Source organism: Pseudoalteromonas sp. Hal040 (assembly GCF_037162425.1).
Lineage (GTDB): Bacteria > Pseudomonadota > Gammaproteobacteria > Enterobacterales > Alteromonadaceae > Pseudoalteromonas > Pseudoalteromonas gelatinilytica.
In genome coordinates this window covers 2,000,492-2,022,870 of the sequence record NZ_JARLUU010000001.1, presented here as the reverse complement: position 1 = coordinate 2,022,870, position 22,379 = coordinate 2,000,492, and the positions used below count along the sequence as shown (strand labels likewise).

The 22,379-nt window shown below is 42.4% G+C and carries 15 protein-coding genes and 2 pseudogenes; 12 read left to right on the top strand and 5 right to left on the bottom strand.

The genetic code is table 11. The features are described 5' to 3' along the window. Nucleotides 1-525, bottom strand: coding sequence for a carboxymuconolactone decarboxylase family protein (locus P4S60_RS09075; protein WP_337115740.1), 525 nt, complete (start codon nucleotides 523-525; stop codon nucleotides 1-3). Between the two features lie 229 nt (nucleotides 526-754). Here P4S60_RS09075 and P4S60_RS09070 point away from each other — a divergent pair, with 229 nt between their 5' ends. Continuing rightward, the gene (locus P4S60_RS09070) at nucleotides 755-1,639 is read left to right on the top strand and encodes an AraC family transcriptional regulator (protein WP_337115739.1); all 885 of its coding nucleotides are present in this window, start codon (nucleotides 755-757) and stop codon (nucleotides 1,637-1,639) included. A 27-nt stretch (nucleotides 1,640-1,666) separates the two neighbouring features. On the opposite strand, the gene P4S60_RS09065 is transcribed toward P4S60_RS09070, so the two are convergent. Together P4S60_RS09065 and P4S60_RS09060 are read right to left on the bottom strand one after the other, a co-directional pair. Continuing rightward, complete coding sequence (locus tag P4S60_RS09065) at nucleotides 1,667-2,065, bottom strand: DUF2750 domain-containing protein (protein WP_337115738.1); 399 nt, start codon at nucleotides 2,063-2,065, stop codon at nucleotides 1,667-1,669. Nucleotides 2,066-2,150: 85 nt separating this feature from the next. Then, on the bottom strand, nucleotides 2,151-2,732 hold the full coding sequence (locus P4S60_RS09060) for a TetR/AcrR family transcriptional regulator (protein ID WP_058584833.1): 582 nt from the start codon (nucleotides 2,730-2,732) through the stop codon (nucleotides 2,151-2,153). Between the two features lie 121 nt (nucleotides 2,733-2,853). Here P4S60_RS09060 and P4S60_RS09055 point away from each other — a divergent pair, with 121 nt between their 5' ends. From P4S60_RS09055 to P4S60_RS09020, 8 genes and pseudogenes are all read left to right on the top strand, one after another. Then, nucleotides 2,854-3,897, top strand: coding sequence for an alkene reductase (locus P4S60_RS09055; protein WP_287203059.1), 1,044 nt, complete (start codon nucleotides 2,854-2,856; stop codon nucleotides 3,895-3,897). A gap of 298 nt (nucleotides 3,898-4,195) precedes the next feature. After that, nucleotides 4,196-6,466 (top strand): TonB-dependent receptor domain-containing protein, encoded by a 2,271-nt coding sequence (locus tag P4S60_RS09050; RefSeq protein WP_337116847.1) that lies wholly within the window; start codon nucleotides 4,196-4,198, stop codon nucleotides 6,464-6,466. A 57-nt stretch (nucleotides 6,467-6,523) separates the two neighbouring features. Beyond that, a complete protein-coding gene (locus P4S60_RS09045) occupies nucleotides 6,524-7,651 on the top strand; it encodes a sulfatase-like hydrolase/transferase (protein WP_337115737.1) in 1,128 nt (375 codons plus the stop codon). A 41-nt stretch (nucleotides 7,652-7,692) separates the two neighbouring features. Further along, complete coding sequence (locus P4S60_RS09040; RefSeq protein WP_337116846.1) at nucleotides 7,693-8,709, top strand: alkaline phosphatase D family protein; 1,017 nt, start codon at nucleotides 7,693-7,695, stop codon at nucleotides 8,707-8,709. A 153-nt stretch (nucleotides 8,710-8,862) separates the two neighbouring features. Beyond that, the gene (gene recC, locus P4S60_RS09035; RefSeq protein WP_337115736.1) at nucleotides 8,863-12,186 is read left to right on the top strand and encodes an exodeoxyribonuclease V subunit gamma; all 3,324 of its coding nucleotides are present in this window, start codon (nucleotides 8,863-8,865) and stop codon (nucleotides 12,184-12,186) included. Then, a pseudogene (gene recB, locus P4S60_RS09030) lies at nucleotides 12,173-15,749 on the top strand (exodeoxyribonuclease V subunit beta). The gene recC and the pseudogene recB overlap by 14 nt, the downstream one beginning before the upstream one ends. A gap of 44 nt (nucleotides 15,750-15,793) precedes the next feature. Beyond that, nucleotides 15,794-17,830: an exodeoxyribonuclease V subunit alpha gene (gene recD / locus P4S60_RS09025; RefSeq protein ID WP_442961504.1), complete on the top strand. Its 2,037-nt coding sequence runs from the start codon at nucleotides 15,794-15,796 to the stop codon at nucleotides 17,828-17,830. After that, nucleotides 17,817-18,272 carry a GNAT family N-acetyltransferase gene (locus P4S60_RS09020; RefSeq protein WP_337115734.1) on the top strand — a complete coding sequence of 152 codons (456 nt, stop codon included), beginning with the start codon at nucleotides 17,817-17,819 and terminating at the stop codon, nucleotides 18,270-18,272. Before recD ends, P4S60_RS09020 begins: the two co-directional genes overlap by 14 nt. On the opposite strand, the gene P4S60_RS09015 is transcribed toward P4S60_RS09020, so the two are convergent. Together P4S60_RS09015 and P4S60_RS09010 are read right to left on the bottom strand one after the other, a co-directional pair. Then, nucleotides 18,269-18,898 (bottom strand): trimeric intracellular cation channel family protein, encoded by a 630-nt coding sequence (locus P4S60_RS09015; RefSeq protein ID WP_287244709.1) that lies wholly within the window; start codon nucleotides 18,896-18,898, stop codon nucleotides 18,269-18,271. The two genes, P4S60_RS09020 and P4S60_RS09015, sit on opposite strands and share 4 nt — an antisense overlap. A gap of 126 nt (nucleotides 18,899-19,024) precedes the next feature. Continuing rightward, a pseudogene (locus tag P4S60_RS09010) lies at nucleotides 19,025-20,313 on the bottom strand (amidohydrolase). 317 nt (nucleotides 20,314-20,630) lie between these two features. Here P4S60_RS09010 and P4S60_RS09005 point away from each other — a divergent pair. The 3 genes from P4S60_RS09005 to P4S60_RS08995 all read left to right on the top strand — a co-directional run bounded on the left by P4S60_RS09005 (nucleotide 20,631) and on the right by P4S60_RS08995 (nucleotide 22,360). Then, nucleotides 20,631-21,293 carry a Crp/Fnr family transcriptional regulator gene (locus P4S60_RS09005; protein WP_337115733.1) on the top strand — a complete coding sequence of 221 codons (663 nt, stop codon included), beginning with the start codon at nucleotides 20,631-20,633 and terminating at the stop codon, nucleotides 21,291-21,293. Between the two features lie 54 nt (nucleotides 21,294-21,347). Beyond that, nucleotides 21,348-21,752, top strand: coding sequence for a hypothetical protein (locus P4S60_RS09000; RefSeq protein ID WP_337115732.1), 405 nt, complete (start codon nucleotides 21,348-21,350; stop codon nucleotides 21,750-21,752). 104 nt (nucleotides 21,753-21,856) lie between these two features. Then, complete coding sequence (locus P4S60_RS08995; protein WP_337115731.1) at nucleotides 21,857-22,360, top strand: Mpo1 family 2-hydroxy fatty acid dioxygenase; 504 nt, start codon at nucleotides 21,857-21,859, stop codon at nucleotides 22,358-22,360. Nucleotides 22,361-22,379 lie beyond the last annotated feature (19 nt).

Here is a 22,379-nt window from a genome sequence, read left to right as displayed (position 1 = left end):
TTACCCCACCATAGCAAAGTGCTTTTCAAGATTACATTTAGCACGCATGGCTATGTGACTACTGACTTTCCTAGCAAGCTCTATTACTAATAATTCAAGTTGGTCACGGCTATAACCAAGCAATACACAGCGTTTAAGTTGCTCGCTAACTAAGTTGCTGGCATCGTCTAGCGCAAATAAAGCGCCTAAAGAGGTAAGTTCAAATACTGTGTTGTTTTGCTGCTCTATGCCAAACGGCAGCTGACCAAATGTGAGTGCAGTTTTTAGCTGCTGCTCTGTACGCTTGATAAGCAATGTATTTGAACCTTGAATATCATCAAGTGAGTTTAAAATCTCTAGCGCCTGCAATGCTTTTGGCACTCCAGAATACACACTGATATGCGGTAAAATATCACACAACTCTTGCATTGAAACGCCATCATTCAAGGCGTGCTGACATGCTCGTTTTAACAAAGGCTTGTCATGAACGGTGACCAAAGCAGCGATCGCGACAAACACAAATAAATCCGTGTTGTTATGGCTCATAATTTCTCTTTTGATTTTAGGTATTGAATGTATTGAGGTTTTGTAGCAGTGGCTGATTGCATAGAGCATGCAATCGAAAAATTGAAAATACATTATGGTCGATAATGGCGGTTTCTGCTTGCCATAAATGATGTAATTTTTGCCTAAAGCAACGAACTGTTACCTTAAATGGTCCTAACCTCAAATTACGGTGATACACTTAATGGAGTATTGATTAGAGGTAATCTAAATGCGTCAGGCATTATTAGAAGCAGTGAAAGCGATAGCGGTTGCAGATGGTAGTTTTGAAACAGCGATTCCAGAGTTATTGGTGTTCAGACGAAGCGAAGTTTCATTACCGATGGCCTGCGTGTATGAATTAGGACTGGGCATTAGCTTGCAAGGTGCAAAGCGGGTGGTGCTGGGTGAACATAGCTATGATTACACTGACGGCCAATCTCTGGTGACCTCAGTCGATGTGCCTGTTGCGTCGCATATTACTCGTGCCAGTAAAGAGCAGCCATTTTATGGACTTTACTTGCGTTTAGATGCTCATGAAATCAGCCACATTGTTGCTGAAATGGAGTTTGCAGGGCAAGACAAGTTCCCCAAGCACCAAGCTATGTCGGTGGTTGATACTGATAACGGCTTACTTGATGCTTTACTGAGGCTTATTCAACTCGACAATGAGCCACACTTAAAAGCTAATCTTGCGCCACTGATAAAAAAAGAAATTATATTGCGCTTGTTAAATAGCCCGCACAGCCCTTATTTAAGGCAAATTGTGATGTCTGGCTCTGCCCATCAAAAAATAGCCAAGACCTTATGTTGGTTAAAAGAAAACTACACCAGTCAATTTTCAATTGATGATTTGGCCCGTGATGCACACATGAGCCCCTCGACATTCAGGCTGCATTTTCGTGATGTAGTAAAAATGAGCCCGTTGCAATATGTAAAAAATCTGCGCTTGCAGGCGGCAAGACAATTAATGCTGAATGAGCGAATTGATGTAGGCTCTGCAGCCTTAAAAGTGGGCTATGAAAGCCCATCGCAGTTTAGTCGTGAATACACTCGCTTTTTTGGCAAGCCACCGATAAAAGATATTTCAGCACTGCGCTTACAACAAATAGCATAAAAAAGGGAGCGCATGGCTCCCTTGTATTTAAAATCGCTTTTTCGGCACTCTTAGTTGCGAGTCAAACTCATCGGGGAATAAAATTGTGCCGTCATCTTGATCAGTTGGGAACACTGCAATGAGTAAGTCATCTTGCTCAAGGCCCGGTGTCCAGCGACTTAACCAGTCTTTTACAGGGATGGCTTTTGGTGTGCAATCTTGCCATTCACCGGTTGCCCAGCTTTGTGCAAATTCGCGGCTAGGCCACACAGGTACACAGTCGTCGTCTTCGTTAGAGAGCATGACGCAGCCATGTTCATCATTGAGGATCCACACTTGTTTAAACTCTTGAACCGTTTCAAACATATAAGCGAGTCGTTTCTTAGCGCCTAAGGCGAGTACAGCATCAAATTCAGTTTCAACACGTTTAGCAGTTGCATTATTCATGACAGGCTCACTCTTTTAGTTATACACAGCTACACCTTAATCATAAGGTGATAAATTAATATGACAAGTAAAGTTAATAGCTAAATTAATTTACTAATGCAGCAAATAGATCGTCAGCAAGTTGTTGCAGAGATTTTGGATCTTGATTTGTTAGCGCATAGGTACGAATACCGTATATGCCCATGACTAAAAAGCGCGCCAACTGTTGCGCTGACTTGCTACTTGAAAATTCGTTGTTATCTAGGGCTTTTTGAAGTTGTTCAGCGAGGGCATGCTCATAAGCGTTTAAGTTACCACGCAGCACAGTGCAAATCTGAGGGTCGTTGCCTTCAACCTCAGAGATACTCTTTGTAAGTAAGCACACTTTAGCTACTTCACCTTCAATACATTCATCAACAATCACAGTTAAGTAATGTTTGAGGGTCGATAAAATTGATTGTTGGTCATTAAAAAGGGCTGTAAATTGTTGGTTTCTATCTTTTTGATACTGCTCGGTGGCGGCTAAAAACAAGCCTTTTTTGTTGCCATAAGCCGCGTAAATAGAACCCGGGTGAAGGTGAGTTACTTCTTTTAATTTTTGCATACTGGTCTTCGCATAGCCATATTGCATAAAAGCATGCATGGCTTGGCGTAGAACAAATTCAGTATCAAATTCAGCAGTTCTCATTAAGGCTCCTCACGGTATATAAAAGAAGTTTACGTAATCTTGAACGATTATTCAAAATAAACCTTGAAGTGTGTATGTTTCGCCCTTATCTTGAATGTATGTTCAAGATAAGGATAAAACCATGACAACCGATTTACTTTCTCCGTTTAAATTAAACGACAGCATTGAGCTGCAAAACCGTGTACTAATGGCACCCCTTACGCGCTGTATGAGCGACGATAACCTCGTACCAACCCAAGCGATGGTTGATTATTATGCACGCCGTGCTGATGCGGGCTTAATTATTAGCGAAGCAACGATTATTCGCCCAGATGCTCAAGGTTATCCAAATACACCGGGCCTATTTACCAGTGAACAAATTCAAGGTTGGAAGAAAGTGACCGATGCTGTGCACGCTAAAGGCGGCAAAATGTTTGCTCAGCTTTGGCATGTAGGTCGTGTTGCACACCCTCACTTTTTTGGTGGTGATGTACTGGCACCATCAGCAATTGGTATTGAAGGTTCGGTACCAAGAATGCGTGAATTAACTTACGTTACTCCAAAAGCGGCAACCATTGAAGACATTCAAGGTTTAATTGCTGATTACGCAAAAGCGGCGGAAAACGCAATTGAAGCGGGTTTTGACGGGGTTGAAATTCATGGTGCAAATGGTTACTTAATTGACCAATTCTTACACTTTGCTGCCAACCAACGTGAAGATCAATACGGTCAAACACCAGAAAACATGTCGCGTTTTGCTCTTGAAGTCGTTGATGCTGTAGTTGCAGCAATTGGTGCAGATAAAACTGCATTACGTTTATCGCCAGGTGCGTATTTTAATATGACTGAAAGCGACGGTGATAAAGCAGTATTTGATTATCTATTACCAGCACTTGAAACACGTAACCTTGCGTACTTACATGTTGGTATTTTTGATGACAGCATGCGCTTTGCAAGCTTAGGTGATAAGTCGGCATCTGAATATATGCGCGGTGCGTACAAAGGCACCTTAGTCGGGGTAGGCAGCTATAGCTTTGAGTCAGCAAATCAAGCTATCGATAACAACCAATTTGACTTAATTGCGATTGGTCGCCCATTCATTGCAAACCCAGATTACATCAGTAAAGTTAAAAATGGTGAAGCGTTAACACCATATAGCGACGAAATGCTGGCTGAACTGATTTAAGCAAACCTAATAATATTGTCCAACCAACAAGCGCTCAGTTAATTTAACTGGGCGTCTTTTCTAATACTTTCTTATTTATTAAACAGTTAAGTCTTAAATCTGCCATGAAAATGCATTAATTGTTTAATTGTTGTGTCAAAAATTTTGACCCTAAATGTCATACACGCTCTGCATACTGTGCCCGCTTTTAAATATGTAACCTTGGAAAAACAATGAGCACAGTAACTAAAAAACAAAGCTAAGCCTTGTAGTCGCAACGCTTTTAGCAACATCGGCAAATGCAAACACGAATAACGAAATTGAAGAAATTACCGTTGTTGCAAAGCCAACCAGTTATGCAAATAACGTTATTGAACCTGCCATGCTTGAGCAACAAAGTTCAGTATCAAGCGTGTTAGCCGTGATTGATAACCTGCCGGGTATTAGCATCAACGAAGGTGATGCATTTGGTGGTGACGATTGGTCAACCACCATTACTATGCGTGGCTTTAGTATTGATGGTAATCAACAGCAATTAGGTATGACGATTGATGGTATTCCTAATGGTGGTTCTAACTATGGTGGCGGTGCAAAAGCAAACCGTTACTTAGACAGCGAAAACTTAGCAACGGTTGAAGTAGGGCAAGGTACGTCTGATATTGCCTCTGCCTCACTCGAAGCATTAGGCGGTACTTTCAATTTTGTGAGTGCACAACCGAGTACCGAGCAAAGCACTACGTTTGCTTACACAACGGGCGATCATAACGCTAGCCGTTACTTTGTTAAGCACGAAACCGGCACTGTTTTTGATAACACGCAAGCCTATATCAGCTATTCGCAAACAGACACAAGCCGCTGGGTTGGTGATGGCAGCAATGGTGGTAAAGACAATCAGCACATCGAAGCCAAGTTTGTATCAGACTTTAGCGACTTAACCGTAACAGGTCGTGTTTCGTATGATGATGTTCACGAAATTAACTATAACAGCATTAGCATTAGCGAGTTTGAACAAAACCCTGATTGGGATCGTTTAACTTGGAATTGGACTGGCGTGCCGCATTTTGATCAAATGTTTGCTGAGGGCTGGGGTACACTGCGTGAAAATACCCTTGCGTATGTAAAGTTTGATTACGCGTTAAGTGCCACTTCAAACTTAAGCTTGTCACCTTACTATCATAAGAATTCAGGTCGTGGCGATTGGATCCCGCCTTATCTAACGTCACCGGTTGATGGCGATGGCAATCCAACAACGATTGGTGGTGAAAACGCTGGCAGCTATGGCTTTACAGATAGCGACGGTAATCCACTTGCACCAGCTGCGGGTTGTACTGCAAGTTTAGAATGGCCATGGTCTTCAGGCCCTGGCTTAAACCCAGCCTGTTACCCAGATGATGCTATTCCAGTTATGTCGTATCGTCATACTCACTATAAAAAAGACCGCTTAGGTATGACTGGCGAGTACCAAGTAACCCTTGGCAATCATGATATCGAAGCTGGCTTTTGGTTTGAGCAAACAGACCGCGATGAATCACGCGACTGGCATAAAGTTATTGATGCCCGTGTCTATCATCACTTTGACCATACGCCGTATTGGACACAGTACAAGAACACCTTCGAAACAGATACATTCAAGTGGTACGTACAAGACTCAATCAGTTTAGGCGATTTCACACTTAATTTAGGTGCTAAACAGTACCTTGTAGAGCTTCAGCGTTATAACCATTTTGAAGATGAATACTCAGATAAAATCGACAGTGATTCAGATGTACTCTTCAGCGGTGGTGTGCTTTATCAGCTATCTGCAAGCACTGAGCTATTCACCAGCTATAGCGAAAACTTTGCGGCAATTAAAGATGGTGTACTTGAACGTGATTCATCAACACTGACCGAAATTGAACCTGAAACAGCTGAAAACATCGACCTAGGTGTACGTTACAGTGATGACCGTTTACGTTTAACGGCAACCGCTTACAGCATCGAATTTGATAACCGTATTACCTTTATTGCTCCGGGCAGTGATACCGATGGTATTGACTACACGATTGGCACGAACGGTTCTTACATCAACGTAGGTGGTATTGAGTCAACGGGTGTGGAGCTTTCTGCAAGCTATATGCTGACTGACAAATGGAATCTTTACACATCGTATACCTACAATAACTCTGAGTATCAATCGAACGATCCAAGTGCTTACAACAGCGAGGGTGAGTTACTTGAAGATGCATCAGCCAGCTTTAAAGCGGGAGATGAAGTGATTGACTCAGCACAAGATTTATTTGTGGTATCGGCAGACTACTACAGCGGTGATTTCCGCTTTGGTTTATCGGCTAAATACACTGGTGAGCGTTTAGGCGCATGGACTGATGAGCAAACCCGTTCGCGTAATGAGGTTGATGGTTACACCTTGGTTGATTTAAACATTGGTTATAACACCAGCCTTGATTCAGGCGTGTTTAAATCAATCGACCTTGCATTTGTGGTGAATAACCTGTTTGATAAATCATATCTCGCAGGTGGCACAGGTAATGGTTCAACCTACTTTATTGGTGCACCACGTACCGCAGCTTTAACACTGACAGCGCAGTTTTAAATAATAAGCTAACGTTTTAAATAGCCCATCGTTGATGGGCTTTTTTGCAGGTGAAATATGAAAAAATTAATTTTAGCCACGGCGGTGGTAGCGGCATCACTATTAAGCTTAAACAGTAAAGCTGCCGACAATGTTGTGCTTGTGACTCTTGATGGGCTTCGCTGGCAAGAAGTGTTCTCTGGTGCAGATAAAAACCTAATCGATAACACTGATTTTGTTGCAGATACAGATGAACTAAAGGCGCTTTTTTGGCGAGATGACCAAGCACAGCGAACTCAAGCATTAATGCCATTTTTTAGCGAAACACTGGCAAAGCAAGGCGTTTTGATTGGCGATAGAACTCAAGGTTCATTCATGTCGGTAAGCAACCCGTGGTATTTCTCATACCCAGGTTACAGTGAAATTTTAACTGGCATCGTAGACGAAAATATCGATAGTAACGATAAAGTGTCTAACCCGAATAAAACCATTTTAGAGAGTTTAAATACTCAGCCAGAATTTAAAGGTAAAACCGCGCTTTTTGGTAGCTGGGATGTGTTTCCCTATATTGTAAATCGTGAGCGTAGTGGGGTTTATGTTAATGCTGGCTTTGAAACTTTTGATGAGGTGAAGTCAGGGGAAGTGACTCTGCTAAACCAAATGCAAAGCGAGATCCCAAGCCCTTGGCACAATGTACGCCTCGACAGCTTTACCTACCGATTTGCCAAACAATATTTATTAAATAAACAGCCGCGTTTGCTAGTTATTAGCTTGGGTGAAACCGATGACTTTGCTCATAACGGTAAATACGATGCCTATTTAAAATCGGCTAAACAAAGCGATGACTTTATTCGTGACCTTTGGCAAACAATTCAACAAACACCGGGCTATAAAGACAATACCACATTGATCATCACAACAGATCATGGCCGTGGCAGTCATGCTGATGATTGGCAGCATCATAGTTCGAAGCGTGCTTTGGCACGTTCAGAGCAAGGAAAGCAGCGTTTTCCAAACGGCATTGTTGGCTCTGAGCATATTTGGTTAGCAGCGATTGGCCCAGATATAAAAGCAACAGGCTTAATTAAGCCAAGCAATGAGCTCAAACAAGCGCAAGTAGCGGCAACTGTGCTGAATATTTTAGGCGTCAACAGTCAGCAAGTTAACCCGAAGATGGCAGCGCCGATTAAGGAGATTTTAAAATGAGTTTAACGCTTAGTTTTTTTAGAAGCGCCTTATCTGGATTAATGCTGGTTAGTTGTGCGAGTGCGATTGCCGCACCGAGTAAAATTTTGTTTGGCTCATGTGGTCATCAAGACAAGGCTATTCCAATTTTTGACGCCATCAACAAAGAGCAAGCCGATTTATTTATGTTCCTTGGCGATAACATTTATGGTGATACCGAAGATATGTCGGTACTTGCCGATAAATATCAACGTTTAGGGCAAAAGCCGGGCTTTAAAACATTACGTGCGAATACGCCTATCATTGCCATGTGGGATGACCACGATTATGGCGAAAATGATGCTGGCAGCGAATACCCAAAAAAACAGCAGTCACGAAAAATTATGCTCGACTTTTGGCAAGAGCCAGCAGATTCTGCTCGCAGAACTCGTGATGATGGTATTTACACTTCGTACACGTACGGTGAAGGTGAGCAAACAGTAAAAGTCATCATGCCTGATCTTCGTTTTAATCGCGCGCCGTTGAATCACGTATCGGCGATGACCTATCAACTTGAACGAAAACCTGCAAAACAAGGGCCTTATAGCCCAACAACTGATAAAAACGCCTCTATGCTTGGCGAAAGTCAATGGCAATGGCTCGAACAAGAGCTTAAGTCAGATGAAAAGATAAAAATCATTGCCTCAAGCTTGCAGCTATTAGCTGATTTTACAGGCTGGGAGTCATGGGCAAATTATCCGGCTGATCGTGAACGTTTATTTGCGCTTATTAAAAAGCATAAAGTAAACGGTGTGATTATTGTCAGCGGCGATACTCACTGGGGTGAGCTGTCTAAGTATCAACAAAACCTTGATTATCCTTTGTACGAGATGACTAGCTCTGGGCTTACAGAAAAGTGGAAAGATGTTAGCCCTAATAAACACCGAGTGGGTGATTACACTCATGAGGTGAACTACGGCGATTTAACAATCGATTGGCAAAAAGCAGATCCTACCATTCGTATTGCGCTTAAAGGGATTAAGGGTGATGAGATCATGCACACCGAGTTTGTGTTATCGACGATAAGCCCATACCAGTAAATATTGCCTGCTGCGCATATCCTAAACACATGCCCGCAGCTCATGCCCGCAAACATGGAATAAGCCTTGTTTGCGGGTATTTCTCTCTATCCCATCTAATTAAAATATCTTACACTGTGTCAATTAGTTAGTTTCAAGCAAGGACAGTGTAAAGTGCTGAATATAATTCAATCAAATCGCATGGAAGCACTGCAAGCGCGGTTTCACGCTCTTCTTAAAGTTAATCCGTTAACGAGCCCTTTTAAAAAAGAAATTGTGCTCGTGCAGTCACCAGGTATGTCGCAGTGGCTAAAAATAGGTTTAAGTGAACACTTAGGGATTGCCGCTCAGGTCGACTTTCCGCTGCCTTCGAGTTTTATTTGGCAGCTTTACCAACAATTATTGCCTGATGTACCTAGTGAATCACCGTATAACAAAGCTAACCTTGCTTGGAAGCTGTTTGCGATTTTACCAAACTGCATTGATGAGCCGCTGTATTTACCACTTAAAACCTATTTAGAGGGTGACAGTGAAGGGCAAAAAACCTTTGCCTTGTGCGAGAAAATTGCCGACGTTTATGACCAATACTTAATGTATCGCCCTAATTGGATTGCCACTTGGGAGCAGGGCATCGATGAACTTGATGATGTTGATGTAGGCATTGCGCCATGGCAGCCAGATCTTTGGCGCAAGCTGGTGGCGCACAGTAAAGAACTTGGGCAAAGCCAATATCACCGCGCCAACATGCAAGACAAACTCCTTGCAGCCCTTGAAAAAATGGACGCAAGTCTATTACCTGAGCGTATTAGCTTGTTTGGTATTTCTGCAATTGCGAGTAGCCAGCTTGAAGTGTTTCAGGCCATTGCGAAAAAAACGCAGGTGTTTTTGTTTTTCTTTAACCCCAGTGAGCATTACTGGGGCGACACACTCGATGAAAAAACAGCAGCCAAGATTGCTGCTAAATATGCCAAACGTCCGCAGTTACAAGCGCTTGAAGACAGCGCTAAAAACCCTGATCACGAGTACTTTTTTATTGGTAACCCGCTACTCTCGTCGTGGGGTAAATTAGGCCGAGACTATTTTGAGCAGTTACTACAACTAGATGCGCAGTGGCTTGACGGATTCGATAACGAGTTTGATCAAAGCTTGTTATCGCAAATTCAGTCTGAAATTTACCAATTAGCCTTCAAGGGTGAGTCATTAACGCCAGATAAAGAATGGTTTATTAATGACGAAGGCAAGTTGCCAATTCAGGCAGACGATACCAGCATTGTGCTGAGCGATTGTCACACGCCACTACGCGAAGTCGAACGACTACATGATTACTTACTCAATTTATTCAATGAAAATAAAGCGCTAACACCGAAAGATATTATTGTAATGATGCCGGATGTTGGCACATACAGCCCGTATATTGAGGCGGTGTTTGGTGGTGCTGAAGGGCGACGCTTTATTCCTTATGCGTTAGCCGATTTAGCCATAGAGCAAGAAAAACCTGTGCTTAGCTCGTTTGCCAGTTTAGCTGATTTACCATACTCACGCTTTGGTGTATCTGACATTCTTGATTTACTGCAAGTCACGCAAATTGCCGAAAAATTTAACCTCGAAGCTCATGAGTATGAGCAAATAGGTTTTTGGCTTGAACGCGTTGGCGTTAAATGGGGCTTAGATGCCGCTCACAAAGACAGTTTTGGCTTACCCGCAATAGATTTAAATACCTGGCAACATGGCTTAAACCGTTTGTTATTAGGTGTTGCACAACGGGATGAACAACTGCCTTTCTCGGGGATTTACAGTGCCGATGAAGTTGAAGGTATGGCACTAAATACCTTAAATAAACTCATTGAATTTATTGATGTACTGGCCCGATATAAAGCTAAGCTGCAAGCTGATGCACCGCTTAACGAAAAAGCAGACATTCTAAAAGAATTATTAAGCGATATATACAGCGATGAAGGCGAGCAAAGCTGGGATTTATTAGTACTGCAAAAAGTGCTCGATACACTGATTAAGCATTATGATAATGGCGATTACCAACAAGCTGTTTCGCGACGCATTGTGAGTTACCTTGTAAAACAAGGTATTCAAGAAAAAGGCGTAGGGCAGCGCTTTTTAGTGGGGCAAGTTAACTTTTGTACGTTGATGCCAATGCGTGCGGTGCCATTTAAAGTGGTGTGCATGCTAGGTTTAAATGATGCAGATTACCCACGTACCGTTCAGCCAATTGGTTTTGACTTAGTCCCTTACTCAAAACGCCAAAAAGGCGACCGCTCTCGCAAACTCGACGACCGATACCTGTTTTTAGAAGCGATTTTAAGTGCCCGTGAGAATCTGTACATCAGTTATATTGGCCGTTCTTGTTTTGATAACCAACCAAGAATGCCCTCAACTTTAGTAAGCGAGCTTTTGGAATACATAGCCCGTAGTTTTGAGTTTGCTGATAAAGACACTCACTTAAAGCTACCAGAGGCGCTAATTAATTATCAGCACTTGCAGCCATTTAACCCAGCTTATTATCTAACAGAGAAAACGGATGATGAGCAAAAAGCAAACAAACCGTTAGCCACACAATTACACAGCTATAACCCCGTGTGGGTGCCAACTCAAGCTGTTAACCCTGAGCCACAGCTAGCGCTTAGTGTTCAGCCAGAAAGCAGTGTTGAGTTAACTCAGTTTATTCGCAGTATTTGCCAGCCGCACGAGAGCTTTTATCAGCAAAGTTTGGGTTTACGCTTACCGCAATTTAACGATATCGCTAAAGATGAAGAGCCATTTAGTTTAGACGCATTACGCCGCTACTTTTACCTCGATGAAATTCTCGAAGCGAGCATTCAAGAGCTACCGCTTAACAAAGCGCAAATAATGCAGCGCGGTGAATTACCTCAAGCCCATGTTGGCGACCTTGTGTTTGAAAGTATGCAGCACCGAGTTGATGCGCTTGCAGGGCAAGTGAAAGCACATATTCAAGGTGATGAAGCATTACCCGTTGAAGTAAATATTAAAATAGCCAATACCACACTAGAAGGTTGGTTAAATCATATTTATGGTCAAAAACAGGTGTTTTATCGCACCGCCAGTATTAAAGCAAAAGATGTAATTCGCGGCTTTGTGCATCATTTAGCGGCGCAAATAATGGGGCAACCTGTTGAAACCCTCATTCTTGGTTTAGACAAGCAAATTAGTTTTTCACCCTTGTCAGAAGACGATGCCCGCAGCTATTTAAATGATTGGTTTTCGCTTTATGAAACGCTTTTAACTCGCCCTGTGGCGTTTTTCCCGGTCAGTGGTTACGAGTTCATAAAAACAGAAAAAGACATGGTTAAAGCAAACAATAAATTCGCGCCGCAATACATAGGCATAGGTGAAGGTGAAAACCCGTATATTCGTCTAACCATAAAGAGCCTTAAAGACTGTGAAGAAGAGTTTATAAAATGGAGCGAGCTGCTGTTATCGCCAATTGTTGAATTAGCACAGGAGGCAGATCATGCAAACGCTTAACCCAATGAGTATGGCGCTGTGTGGGCAAAGCCTTATTGAAGCCAGTGCCGGTACAGGTAAAACCTACACCATCACAGGTTTGTATTTACGATATTTGTTGGGCTTACAAAAAGCGACTGGTGAAGATGAACAATTAAATACGCCGCTGAGTGTTGAGCAAATACTGGTGGTGACCTTTACTGAAGCTGCAACCCAAGAAATTAAAGACCGTGTGCGGGCGCGTATAATCAATGCCAGAGATACACTGCTTGGTAAAAAGCCCGATGATGAGCTGATTGAGCAAGTAATTAACGAGGTAACTGACAAACACGCCGCATTTGATTTATTAGACAGTCGCGGCAAAGTCGATGGATGAAGCTGCCATATTCACCATTCATGGTTTTTGTCAGCGAATGCTGAAACAACATGCCTTTGAATCCGGCGTGGCGTTTAACTTAGAGTTTATTTTAGATGAGCGAGAGCTTATTCAAGAAACCCTAAATGACTTTTGGCGTGCCTTTGTTTACCCACAATCAAAAGAGCGCACCCAAGCAATTACCGATATTTTCCCTGTGCCGGCATCACTGTATTCACAGGTGGTGAGTTTACTCAATAAACAAGGGGCAACAATTACCCCTGAGTACGACCTTGATGAAATATGGCAAGCGCGCGACAACTTTGTGGCAAAAGTACCAGCATTTAAAAAGGCGTGCCGTGAGAGTGAATTTATTAATGCCGTAAAAGCGTCTGATTTAAGTGGTTCAAAAACCCCAGGTCGAAAAAACAGCCTTGCAGCGCTTGAAGAATACTTAAACAATGATGAGCTATTTTTTGTATTTGGTACCAGTAAATACTCGTTTGAAGTATGGGGCACAGAAAATTTAAGCGATCCCGCAAATTATAAGAAAAACGGCAGTTTGCTTAGTCATGAAATGCTGGCTCAGTTTGATGAAATGGCTAAACTCAGTAGCCTTATCAATAACGGGTTGAATATTGCGATAGTGCAATATGCTGCTAAATGGGTCGCAAATGCATTAGTTAAACGTAAGCAAGAGCAAGGCGTTATTACTCCAGATGATTTACTGAGTAACTTGCATCAGGCACTTTTAAGTGAGCAAGGCCAAGCATTAAGTGAAAAAATTGCCGCTTTATTTCCAGTCGCCATGATTGACGAATTCCAAGATACCGACCCAATTCAATATGGTATTTTTAGCCGCATTTATGGCATTAAAAACACCACGCTTGCCATGATAGGTGATCCAAAGCAGGCTATTTATGGTTTCCGTGGTGCAGATATTTTTACTTATATTGGCGCAAAACAAGCTGTTTCAGATGATAAGCAATACACCCTAGATACCAACTACCGCTCAAGTGAAGGGGTTGTTGATAGTGTAAACCGTTTATTTGCTAAAAATGCTAATAGCTTTATTTACAACGATGCGATTCCATTTCAAAAGGTCAATGCCAAAGGAAAACAGCAAGACAAAGCGTTTTTAATAAACGGTGAAATGCCAAGTGCGTTTGAATTTTCGGTTTTTGTTGATGAGTACGCCGAAGCCAACAACAAGCCAACCAGCAAAGGGATGGCTCAACAGGCATTGGCTTTGCAATATACGAAAAAAATTACTGAGCTACTCAAGCAAGCTAATGCAGGCGCTGCAACTATCGCAGGAGAACCACTCACTGCGGCTGATATCTGTGTGTTAGTGCGTGACCGAAACGAAGCACAGCTGATGAAAACTGCATTGGCAGAAGCCGCCATTGCCAGCGTGTATTTGTCCCGTGATAGTGTTTTTAACCAAGAGCTTAGTCATCATTTACTGAACTTTTTAACAGCATTGCATGGACAGTATGATGAGTCGTTACTGCGCGGTGTACTTGCTGGGCCGTTGTTTTGCTTAAGCTACAACCGCATTTATGAGCTTCACGAAAATGAAAGTGCATGGCAAGAGCATTTAAACTTTTTTGCTCAGCTTGCTCACATTTGGCATAAACAAGGCGCTATGGCGATGCTCGAGCGTTTATTAAGCCATAATCAGCTCGCGACGCGTTGGCAAGGTTTAGGTTACAACGTTGAACGCTGGCTCACCGATTTCCGTCATTTAGGGGAAATCTTACAGCAAAAGCAAATTGAGCTTGAGGGAACCCATCGATTGCTGCGTTGGTTTGCGCAAAAAGTTAGTCAACAAGATGGTGAAGCGGTGCAAGTTCGCCTAGAAAGCGATGCTAATTTGGTGAAAATTGTCACTATGCACGCCTCAAAAGGCTTAGAGTACCCGATTGTATTCATGCCGTTTGCCTGTGGCTATCGTGAAAGCAAAGAAGCCCTTTACCATAAAGACGGTAAGCTGATTTATGACCTTGCTAAAAGTGACGACGCAATGCAAAAAGCAGAGCAAGAGCGCTTGGCTGAAGATTTACGTTTACTTTATGTGGCGCTGACTCGTGCCGTGCATTTTTGTTCTGTGGGTATGTATAACATTTCGCAAGGTCGCAGTGCTCGCCCTGGAATTCAAAGTACCAGCATTGGCCACGTATTATTTGCAGGGTTAGAGATTAAGTCGGGCGATGAATGGCGCGCGTTGTTACAAACATTTTGTGAAGGCTCTGCGCACATGCACTATGAGGCGTTTAGCCAAGCGGATGAGCTTGAAAAGTTAACATTTGCTGGCGCTGACAGTGAGCAAGCCTATCAAGTTAATACTGTTAAAGCAGACATTCAGCGTGATTGGCGCTCAACCAGCTTTAGTAGCTTAACGCTGAAAAAGCATACTGATCATATTGAGCTTGGGCGCAGTGATGAAGACCACGAAAAAGATGAGTTTTTAGCCCAAAATGCCAATGCTTTAACACCTTACAGCTTCCCTAAAGGGGCAAAGCCGGGTAGTTGTTTACATGAAATATTTGAGCAACTAGACTTTACCGACCCTTATGCATTAAAGCGTTCAGCCGGTGAACAAGAAGACCATGCACTTGATAAAGTGATCAAAACGTTATTCGAAAAATACCATATTGACGATAGTTGGCAGGAAATGACCGAGCAGTGGATCCTTGCTGCACTGAATTGCCCATTAAACGATAAAGGGCTTAGTTTGTCAGTACTTGAACCTGATACCTGTTTGGTCGAAATGGAATTTAACTTACCGCTGTTATCGCTCTCAAGCGATAAGCTTAACCAAGTGTTGGTAAAGCACTTTAATTTACCCGGGCAGCTTGATTTTAGTGAGGTGCAAGGCTTACTAAAAGGCTTTATCGATTTAATATTTTGCTGGCAGGGTAAGTATTATATTCTTGATTATAAATCGAATTTTTTAGGCAATAGTGCGGCTGACTACCAACATGAGCAATTAGAGCAAGCCATGACCAGTCACCAGTATCATTTGCAGTATTTGATATATACCGTGGCATTGCACCGCTTATTAAAACAACGTATTCATGATTACGATAGCGACACGCATTTAGGTGGTGTTTACTACACCTTCTTACGTGGTATGAGCGAAGGGCAAGGGGTGTACTTTAATCAGCTAACAAAACAGCAAATAACTGAGCTTGATAGCTTATTCGCACAAGGAGCCATGCTATGAGTCAACTGACATTCGGCTTTGATGACCATGAGCCAAACGAGCCAATGAATAAGCAGCCAGAACAACCAGCACAACATGCCCAAAGCGATTCAGTGCTGCCTGCTACAGAATTTAAAACACAGCCTTTACTGAGTTATTTGCTGGAGGCAAAACGTATTCGCTTAGTTGATGTGAAACTAGCAGAGCTATTGACTGGCACAGAAACAGTAGCCGGTTCACAATCGTTGATAGAGAATAACGAAGCAGCGCACAGTGAGGTTTTTTACCTGATTTTATTACTTGCGGCTGCGCAGCAAAGTCAGCACAGTTGTTTAGAACTCGTGAATATAAACTGGCAAAACCCGTTTGAAATTAGAGAGCAAAGCTTAGCTGATGCCAGCATTGTAGGCCCTGAGGTTTTAACCCCGTTTGCGACAGAATTTGGCCTTTCTGATGCCGTTGATAAACTAATGAATGCTGAGTGTGTAGGGGACGACAAGCCACTGCTGTTGTTTGCGAATAAACTTTATTTTGCCCGTTTGGCTGAATACGAAACCACACTGGCTTCGCGTTTACATCATTTAGCAACGAAAGAACTCACCCTTGATGAAGCCGAATTAACGGCATTACTTGAGGTGTATTTTCCTAGCAGTGAACATACAACAAACCTAAGCGATCCTATTAAAACATTAAACTGGCAAAAAGTAGCCTGTGCGATTGCCGCAACAAAAGGCTTTAGTGTGATCACTGGCGGCCCAGGTACCGGTAAAACCACCACAGTAACTAAGCTACTAGCAATATTACAATCTTTGTATGCCAGTGCACCGCTAACAATTAAGCTGGTTGCACCGACAGGTAAAGCGGCAGCTCGTTTAACCGAGTCGATTTTAGGGGCAAAGCAAAAGCTTAGTATGATCCCTGATAATATCGCGCCACTTATTCCTGAAAGCGCGCAAACGATTCACCGTTTACTGGGCGTTATTCCGCATACCAATAAGTTTCGCCATAACAAGCGTAATCCGCTGCATTTAGATGTACTGATCATTGATGAGGCATCGATGGTAGATTTATCGCTTATGGCAAAACTAATCGAGGCACTTCCAAGCCATGCAAGACTTATTTTACTGGGTGATAAAGACCAATTAGCCTCGGTTGATACGGGCAGTATTCTTAGCGACCTATGCCAAGGGTTAGAGCTTGGCAAAATGCCTGATTACAGCAGTGAAAGAGCAGCGCAGCTTAATCGCGTTTGTTTTAATAATCAGAGCGAAATACCCGCGGCGAGCAGTCATTTTGTACTTAACGATTGTATTGCGTTTTTACAGCAAAGTTATCGTTTTGATGGCAGCAGCGGCATTGGTCAATTAGCACAAGCTGTAAATACCAATAACAGTGGCTTACTGGGCTACGTTGAGCAAACGATCAATCAAGGTGGCTTTAAAGACCTTAAACTTAATTACAGTGTAATTAGTAAACCGATAGAGCAATTTGTGCAACAAGCGGCGTTGCAATATCACGATTATTTGCAGCTTATCCAGCAAGGGGCAAGTGTTGCCAGTGTGCATAAAGCATTTGCGCATTATCAGTTACTGGCAGCCGTCAGAGAGGGTGATTACGGTGTAAATAGCCTTAATCAACGTATTGAAAAAGCACTGGCTCAACAAGGTTTAATTTCGCCATATCAAAGGCATTATGTGGGTATGCCAATTATGATCAGCCAAAACGACTACCAGTTAAAACTGTTTAATGGCGACATTGGTATTTTAATGCACGATGAGCAAGGTCAGTTAAAAGCCATGTTTGTTGATGAACAAGAAAATATTCGCGCTTTTTCGCCCGCACGTTTACCTGCTCACGATAAAGTGTATGCCATGACAATTCATAAGTCGCAAGGCTCTGAATTTGCTTATACCGCAATGATTTTACCGCCAATAAAACAGGCTAATCAGGGCATTAACAGGCAATTGGTTTACACGGGTATCACCCGCGCGAAAACCACATTTGAGCTGGTGGCAGATAAAAATGTATTGCTTATGGCAATGAATATATCTGTTACTCGTGCATCAGGTTTATACGATAGGTTAAAACATGAAGCTAGTTAAAGTAACGAGTGATCAACTCAACGAGTTAATGGGTTGGTTTAACACAGAGGCCGAACTGCGTATTTGGGCTGGGCCATTTTTTAATTACCCATTTGATAAGCAAAGCTTTAAAAACGATTTAAACCTAGATGCGCTGAATTCCTTCGCGTTGATTAATGACGAAGGTCAGATGTTAGGGTTTGGTCAATACTATTTACGTGAAGGTCGTTGCCATTTAGGGCGGCTAGTTATCGCGCCAAGTGAACGTGGTAAAGGTCTTGCAAGAGTGTTGATAAATTTACTAGGAGAGCAGGGCAAACAGCAGTTGCAGTGTGATAGTTTGTCGTTGTTTGTGTATAGCCACAATACCCTTGCTAAAACAGCCTATGAAAAAATGGGGTTTATTCAAACCCAATACCCAGCGGACATGCCACTCGATGGCTGTATTTATATGACCTGCTAAGAGCGTTTAAAGCTGCTTTTACGAAACAGGTTAGGTTGCCAGCCAAAGTGTATGGCGCCTAATCTTAAACATACCGTTACCGTAAATGCGCCAATAATGCACCAAATATAGCTCACCTCAAGAGTGAATAAAGCCGCGTAAGTTAACCCGCCAGATAAGCAAGCGGTTGAATAAAGTTCTTCGCCCATTACTAAAGGCACTTCTCGGCAGATCACATCACGCATCAGGCCGCCAAAAATACCCGTGGTCATACCCATGGTGATGGCTACAACCATATCTGCGCCGCCAATCAATGCCTTTTCGATACCAATAATGTTGAAAATAGCCATCCCTACAGCATCCATTAATAGCATGGTGGTGTTACTTAAATCGGGTAAGTGACGAATTGATAGAATAGACGCGAATATGGCTATGTAAGTTGCGTACAAATAATCGGGCTGAGCTATCCAAAATACCGGTTTGTTAAGCAATATGTCTCGAAGTGTTCCACCACCCAGAGCTGTGACTGTGGCAACGACCACCACACCAAAACCACCAACACTTTTTTCATGGCCCAGCAAGGTGCCAGAAATAGCAAAAAACGCTACACCGATAATGCTTAAAAAATGAAAGTATTCTGATGTCATGGGGCTTCCTTACCAGTTAGTAAGTTAACCCTAGCAAAATGAACTTTATTGATGCTGAACAACTAAGAAAATAGGGCGGGTAATGATGTCACCCGCCGGTAGGGAATAGTGATTATATCAATCCGCTTATTTAAGGTAATCAACCACTAATTGCGTCATTGCATTTACGCCAAGCTGTAAAGCTTTTTCGTCTGCAAAAAAGTGTGGTGAATGGTTACTTGGTGCTGTGACTGCATCTTGACCTTTTGGTGTGACACCTAAGAAAAAGAACATGCCTGGTGTTTCTAAGGCGTAGTAACTAAAGTCTTCGGCACCTGTGATAAGTGGCGTTGTGATCAGGTTTTCTTTACCAACTACACCAGCAAGTGTTGGTGTCATTTTCTTGGTTAATTCAACATCGTTCACTGTTACTGGGTAACCATGGTCAATGTGAACATGTGCTTCTGCGCCACCTGATTCAGCTACCATCTCAGCGGTTTTAGCTAAACGTTTTTTTATGTCAGCACGCATTTCTTGGTCAAAGGTACGAATTGTGCCCACCATTTCAACTTCATCAGGGATGATGTTGTTACGCACACCGCCATTAATGGCACCAAATGAAACCACAGAAGGCGCTTTGGTCACATCAACTTGGCGAGAAGCGATGGTTTGTGTTGCCATAATAATTTGTGATGACGCCACAATTGGGTCAACCCCATTCCAAGGTCGTGAGCCGTGAGTTTGGCGACCTTTTACTGTGATAGTAAATTTGTCGGCGCTGGCCATTAACGGCCCTTCACGAAAACCAATTTGTCCAGTATTAAGAGAGCTGGTTACGTGTAAACCAAATACGGCTTCTGGCTTTTCTTTAAATAAGCCTTCTTTAAGCATAAGCTCTGCACCGCCTTCTTCGCCATCTGGTGCACCTTCTTCAGCAGGTTGGAAGACAAACAGAATATCACCCGCTAGTTGGTCTTTAATTTTTACTAAAGACTCAGCGGCTGCCATTAAAATAGCCACATGGTTATCATGACCACAGGCATGCATTACGCCAACGGTATTGCCTTTGTACTCTGTTGTTTGAGTTGACGCGAAAGGTAAGTCTACTTGCTCTTTAACAGGTAATGCATCCATATCAGCACGTAGCGCAATAAGCGGACCTTTTTTGCCCCCTTGAGTTTGGCAACTACACCGGTATGTGCCACACCTGTTTGAACCTCAAGGCCTAGAGAACGTAAATGCTTAGCCACGTATTTAGCTGTTTCAAACTCACGGTTACTAAGCTCTGGGTTTTGATGCAAATGACGGCGCCATTTAATGACTTTTTCGCTGACGCTTTTATTTGCAGATTTAAGTTCAGAATTAATATCACTAGCAAATGCAGGGGTAGAAATAGCACTGAGAAGTAGGCTGGTCGAAAGTAGTTTGTTTAACATCCCGTATCCTTTTATTATTTGGATATCCAAATAACCTCAAAATACTAGTTTCAGTTGGAATTAAAAGCGATTTAGGTAAGGCATTGATTGGAAGTAATAGATGTTCTATTGTTAAAACCATTAACGCAGTATAAATCGCTTTTAAACCAACCCTTTGGGCGCTTCACAGGCACTTACTCTCATCGTTGTTACTTCTTAAAAGGGAATGCCATTCTTGCAAAGTAACGCCTTGATATTAAGCACCTGTGAAACGCTGAATTCTGCATTTTGAGGTGGCTTGGATATATGCACACTACACCAATGTAAAGGATAAACACTTGAATGAACAAGACCTTTCGGTAATTAACCAAGACAAATGGTTTAAAAATCGCACACAAATATTTAGGGACAAGCTAGTAAAAAACGCTAAATTAATCACCTTAAATGCGGGTGATGCATTGTTTTTGCGTGGTGATGAAAATACCGGTCTGTATTGTGTTATTGATGGCGTGCTTAGAGTTTCTGGGGTTAATAGCCAAGGCAAAGAAGCGGTGCTCAGTTTTGTAACCAGTGCAATGTGGTTTGGTGAAGTGGCTCTGTTTGATGGTGGTCAACGTACCCACGATGTGTATGCTCAAACTGCGGTACGGCTTTTACACGTTCCTGAGCGGGCATTAAGCCAGTTATTACAAGAAAACCCTGCATATTGGCATGATTTAGGGCTGCTGCTTACCAATAAAGTGCGAAGCCTGTTTGACTCATTAGAAGATCACGCACTCCTTACAGCAAAGCAAAAGGTGAGTAAGCGGTTATGCATGCTTTATCAATCGTCACACCAAAGCTGTTTGCCGCTTACCCAGCAACAACTTGCCGATATGACCTATTTAACACGACAAACCATTAATCAAATATTACAATCTCTGCAAGCTGATTCAATTATTAATCTTAAATATCAATCGATTGAAATTATTGATATCGATAAATTGCAATCTCAATGCTAGTTTGGAACTAAAATTGCAACAAAGTTGTAATCAAGCTTAAATGGAAGACAACTTGTGGCAATTACATTTCATAATCAATATAGCCCTTATCAGGTTTCGGCTACTGCTAAGCTGTCGCAAACGGCTCGCCTCGATGATGTGAAGGTCATGCATAAGCCTGCATCTTCAGCGCAACAACTATTACAGAAGCAGTCTGAGCCCAGCTCTTTTCTAGCACAGGCGCGAGAAGCCTTGGTTTATCAGCGACTCGGGGTTGATAAAGAAAAAATTGATGAAATAAAAGCGCAAATAGAAAAACTTGCCGAACAAATGCAGCAACAAGGTGCCGACACCAAAGCACTGCAAGAAAAAATGAATGAGCTGCAAGCGATGCTTGATGAAGAATATCAAAAAGGTCGCGAACGCATGGATATGCAGCCAGAAGCTGAAAAAGGCAAAGTTATTGATGCGCTGGTTTAATGTGTGAGTTTAATCTAGCTACTTTAAATGTCGGCTAGTTGACATTCTTAGCTGTGAATTATCTGCTAATCTGAGTTTTGAACACAGTTTTGGCAGGAACAACAATGAAAACATTAAAACAACAACTGACAATTTACGCACTCTATCACCGCTCTAAACGCAATATTTACACTCACTTTATTGGTATCCCATTAATTGTATTTGCAATTATTTGTTTATTGCAACGTGTCACGCTTATCTCTGAGCCTGCTGTTATCTCCTTGGCAACCGTGGTGATTGCACTCACGTGTCTTTATTACTTAATGCTTAGCTTATCTATGGGGTTAATTATGGCTGTATGCTTAAGTTTGTTAAGCATTGCTGCTGAGCCTGTGGTGTCGCTTTCAACAGAGTTATGGCTAGCTGTGAGCATTGGCAGTTTCGTTGTTGGTTGGGTGTTCCAGTTTATAGGTCACTATTTTGAAGGTAAAAAGCCAGCCTTTGTTGACGATTTAATGGGTTTAGTAATAGGGCCTTTATTTGTATTAGCAGAGTTCTTGATTATGCTTGGTTTTTATAAAGATATTGCTGATCATATCGAACAACATGCTGGGCCTAACAAAGCATAACAACAATAATAAGGAACAC

Coding starts and splice junctions, on each gene's coding strand:
- P4S60_RS08995 (WP_337115731.1), top strand. CDS start 21,857: ATGAAAACATTAAAACAACAACTGACAATTTACGCACTCTATCACCGC.
- P4S60_RS09075 (WP_337115740.1), bottom strand. CDS start 525: ATGAGCCATAACAACACGGATTTATTTGTGTTTGTCGCGATCGCTGCT.
- P4S60_RS09065 (WP_337115738.1), bottom strand. CDS start 2,065: ATGAATAATGCAACTGCTAAACGTGTTGAAACTGAATTTGATGCTGTA.
- P4S60_RS09020 (WP_337115734.1), top strand. CDS start 17,817: ATGAAGCTAGTTAAAGTAACGAGTGATCAACTCAACGAGTTAATGGGT.
- P4S60_RS09015 (WP_287244709.1), bottom strand. CDS start 18,898: ATGACATCAGAATACTTTCATTTTTTAAGCATTATCGGTGTAGCGTTT.
- recD (WP_442961504.1), top strand. CDS start 15,794: ATGAATAAGCAGCCAGAACAACCAGCACAACATGCCCAAAGCGATTCA.
- P4S60_RS09040 (WP_337116846.1), top strand. CDS start 7,693: ATGCTGGTTAGTTGTGCGAGTGCGATTGCCGCACCGAGTAAAATTTTG.
- P4S60_RS09045 (WP_337115737.1), top strand. CDS start 6,524: ATGAAAAAATTAATTTTAGCCACGGCGGTGGTAGCGGCATCACTATTA.
- P4S60_RS09060 (WP_058584833.1), bottom strand. CDS start 2,732: ATGAGAACTGCTGAATTTGATACTGAATTTGTTCTACGCCAAGCCATG.
- P4S60_RS09070 (WP_337115739.1), top strand. CDS start 755: ATGCGTCAGGCATTATTAGAAGCAGTGAAAGCGATAGCGGTTGCAGAT.
- P4S60_RS09055 (WP_287203059.1), top strand. CDS start 2,854: ATGACAACCGATTTACTTTCTCCGTTTAAATTAAACGACAGCATTGAG.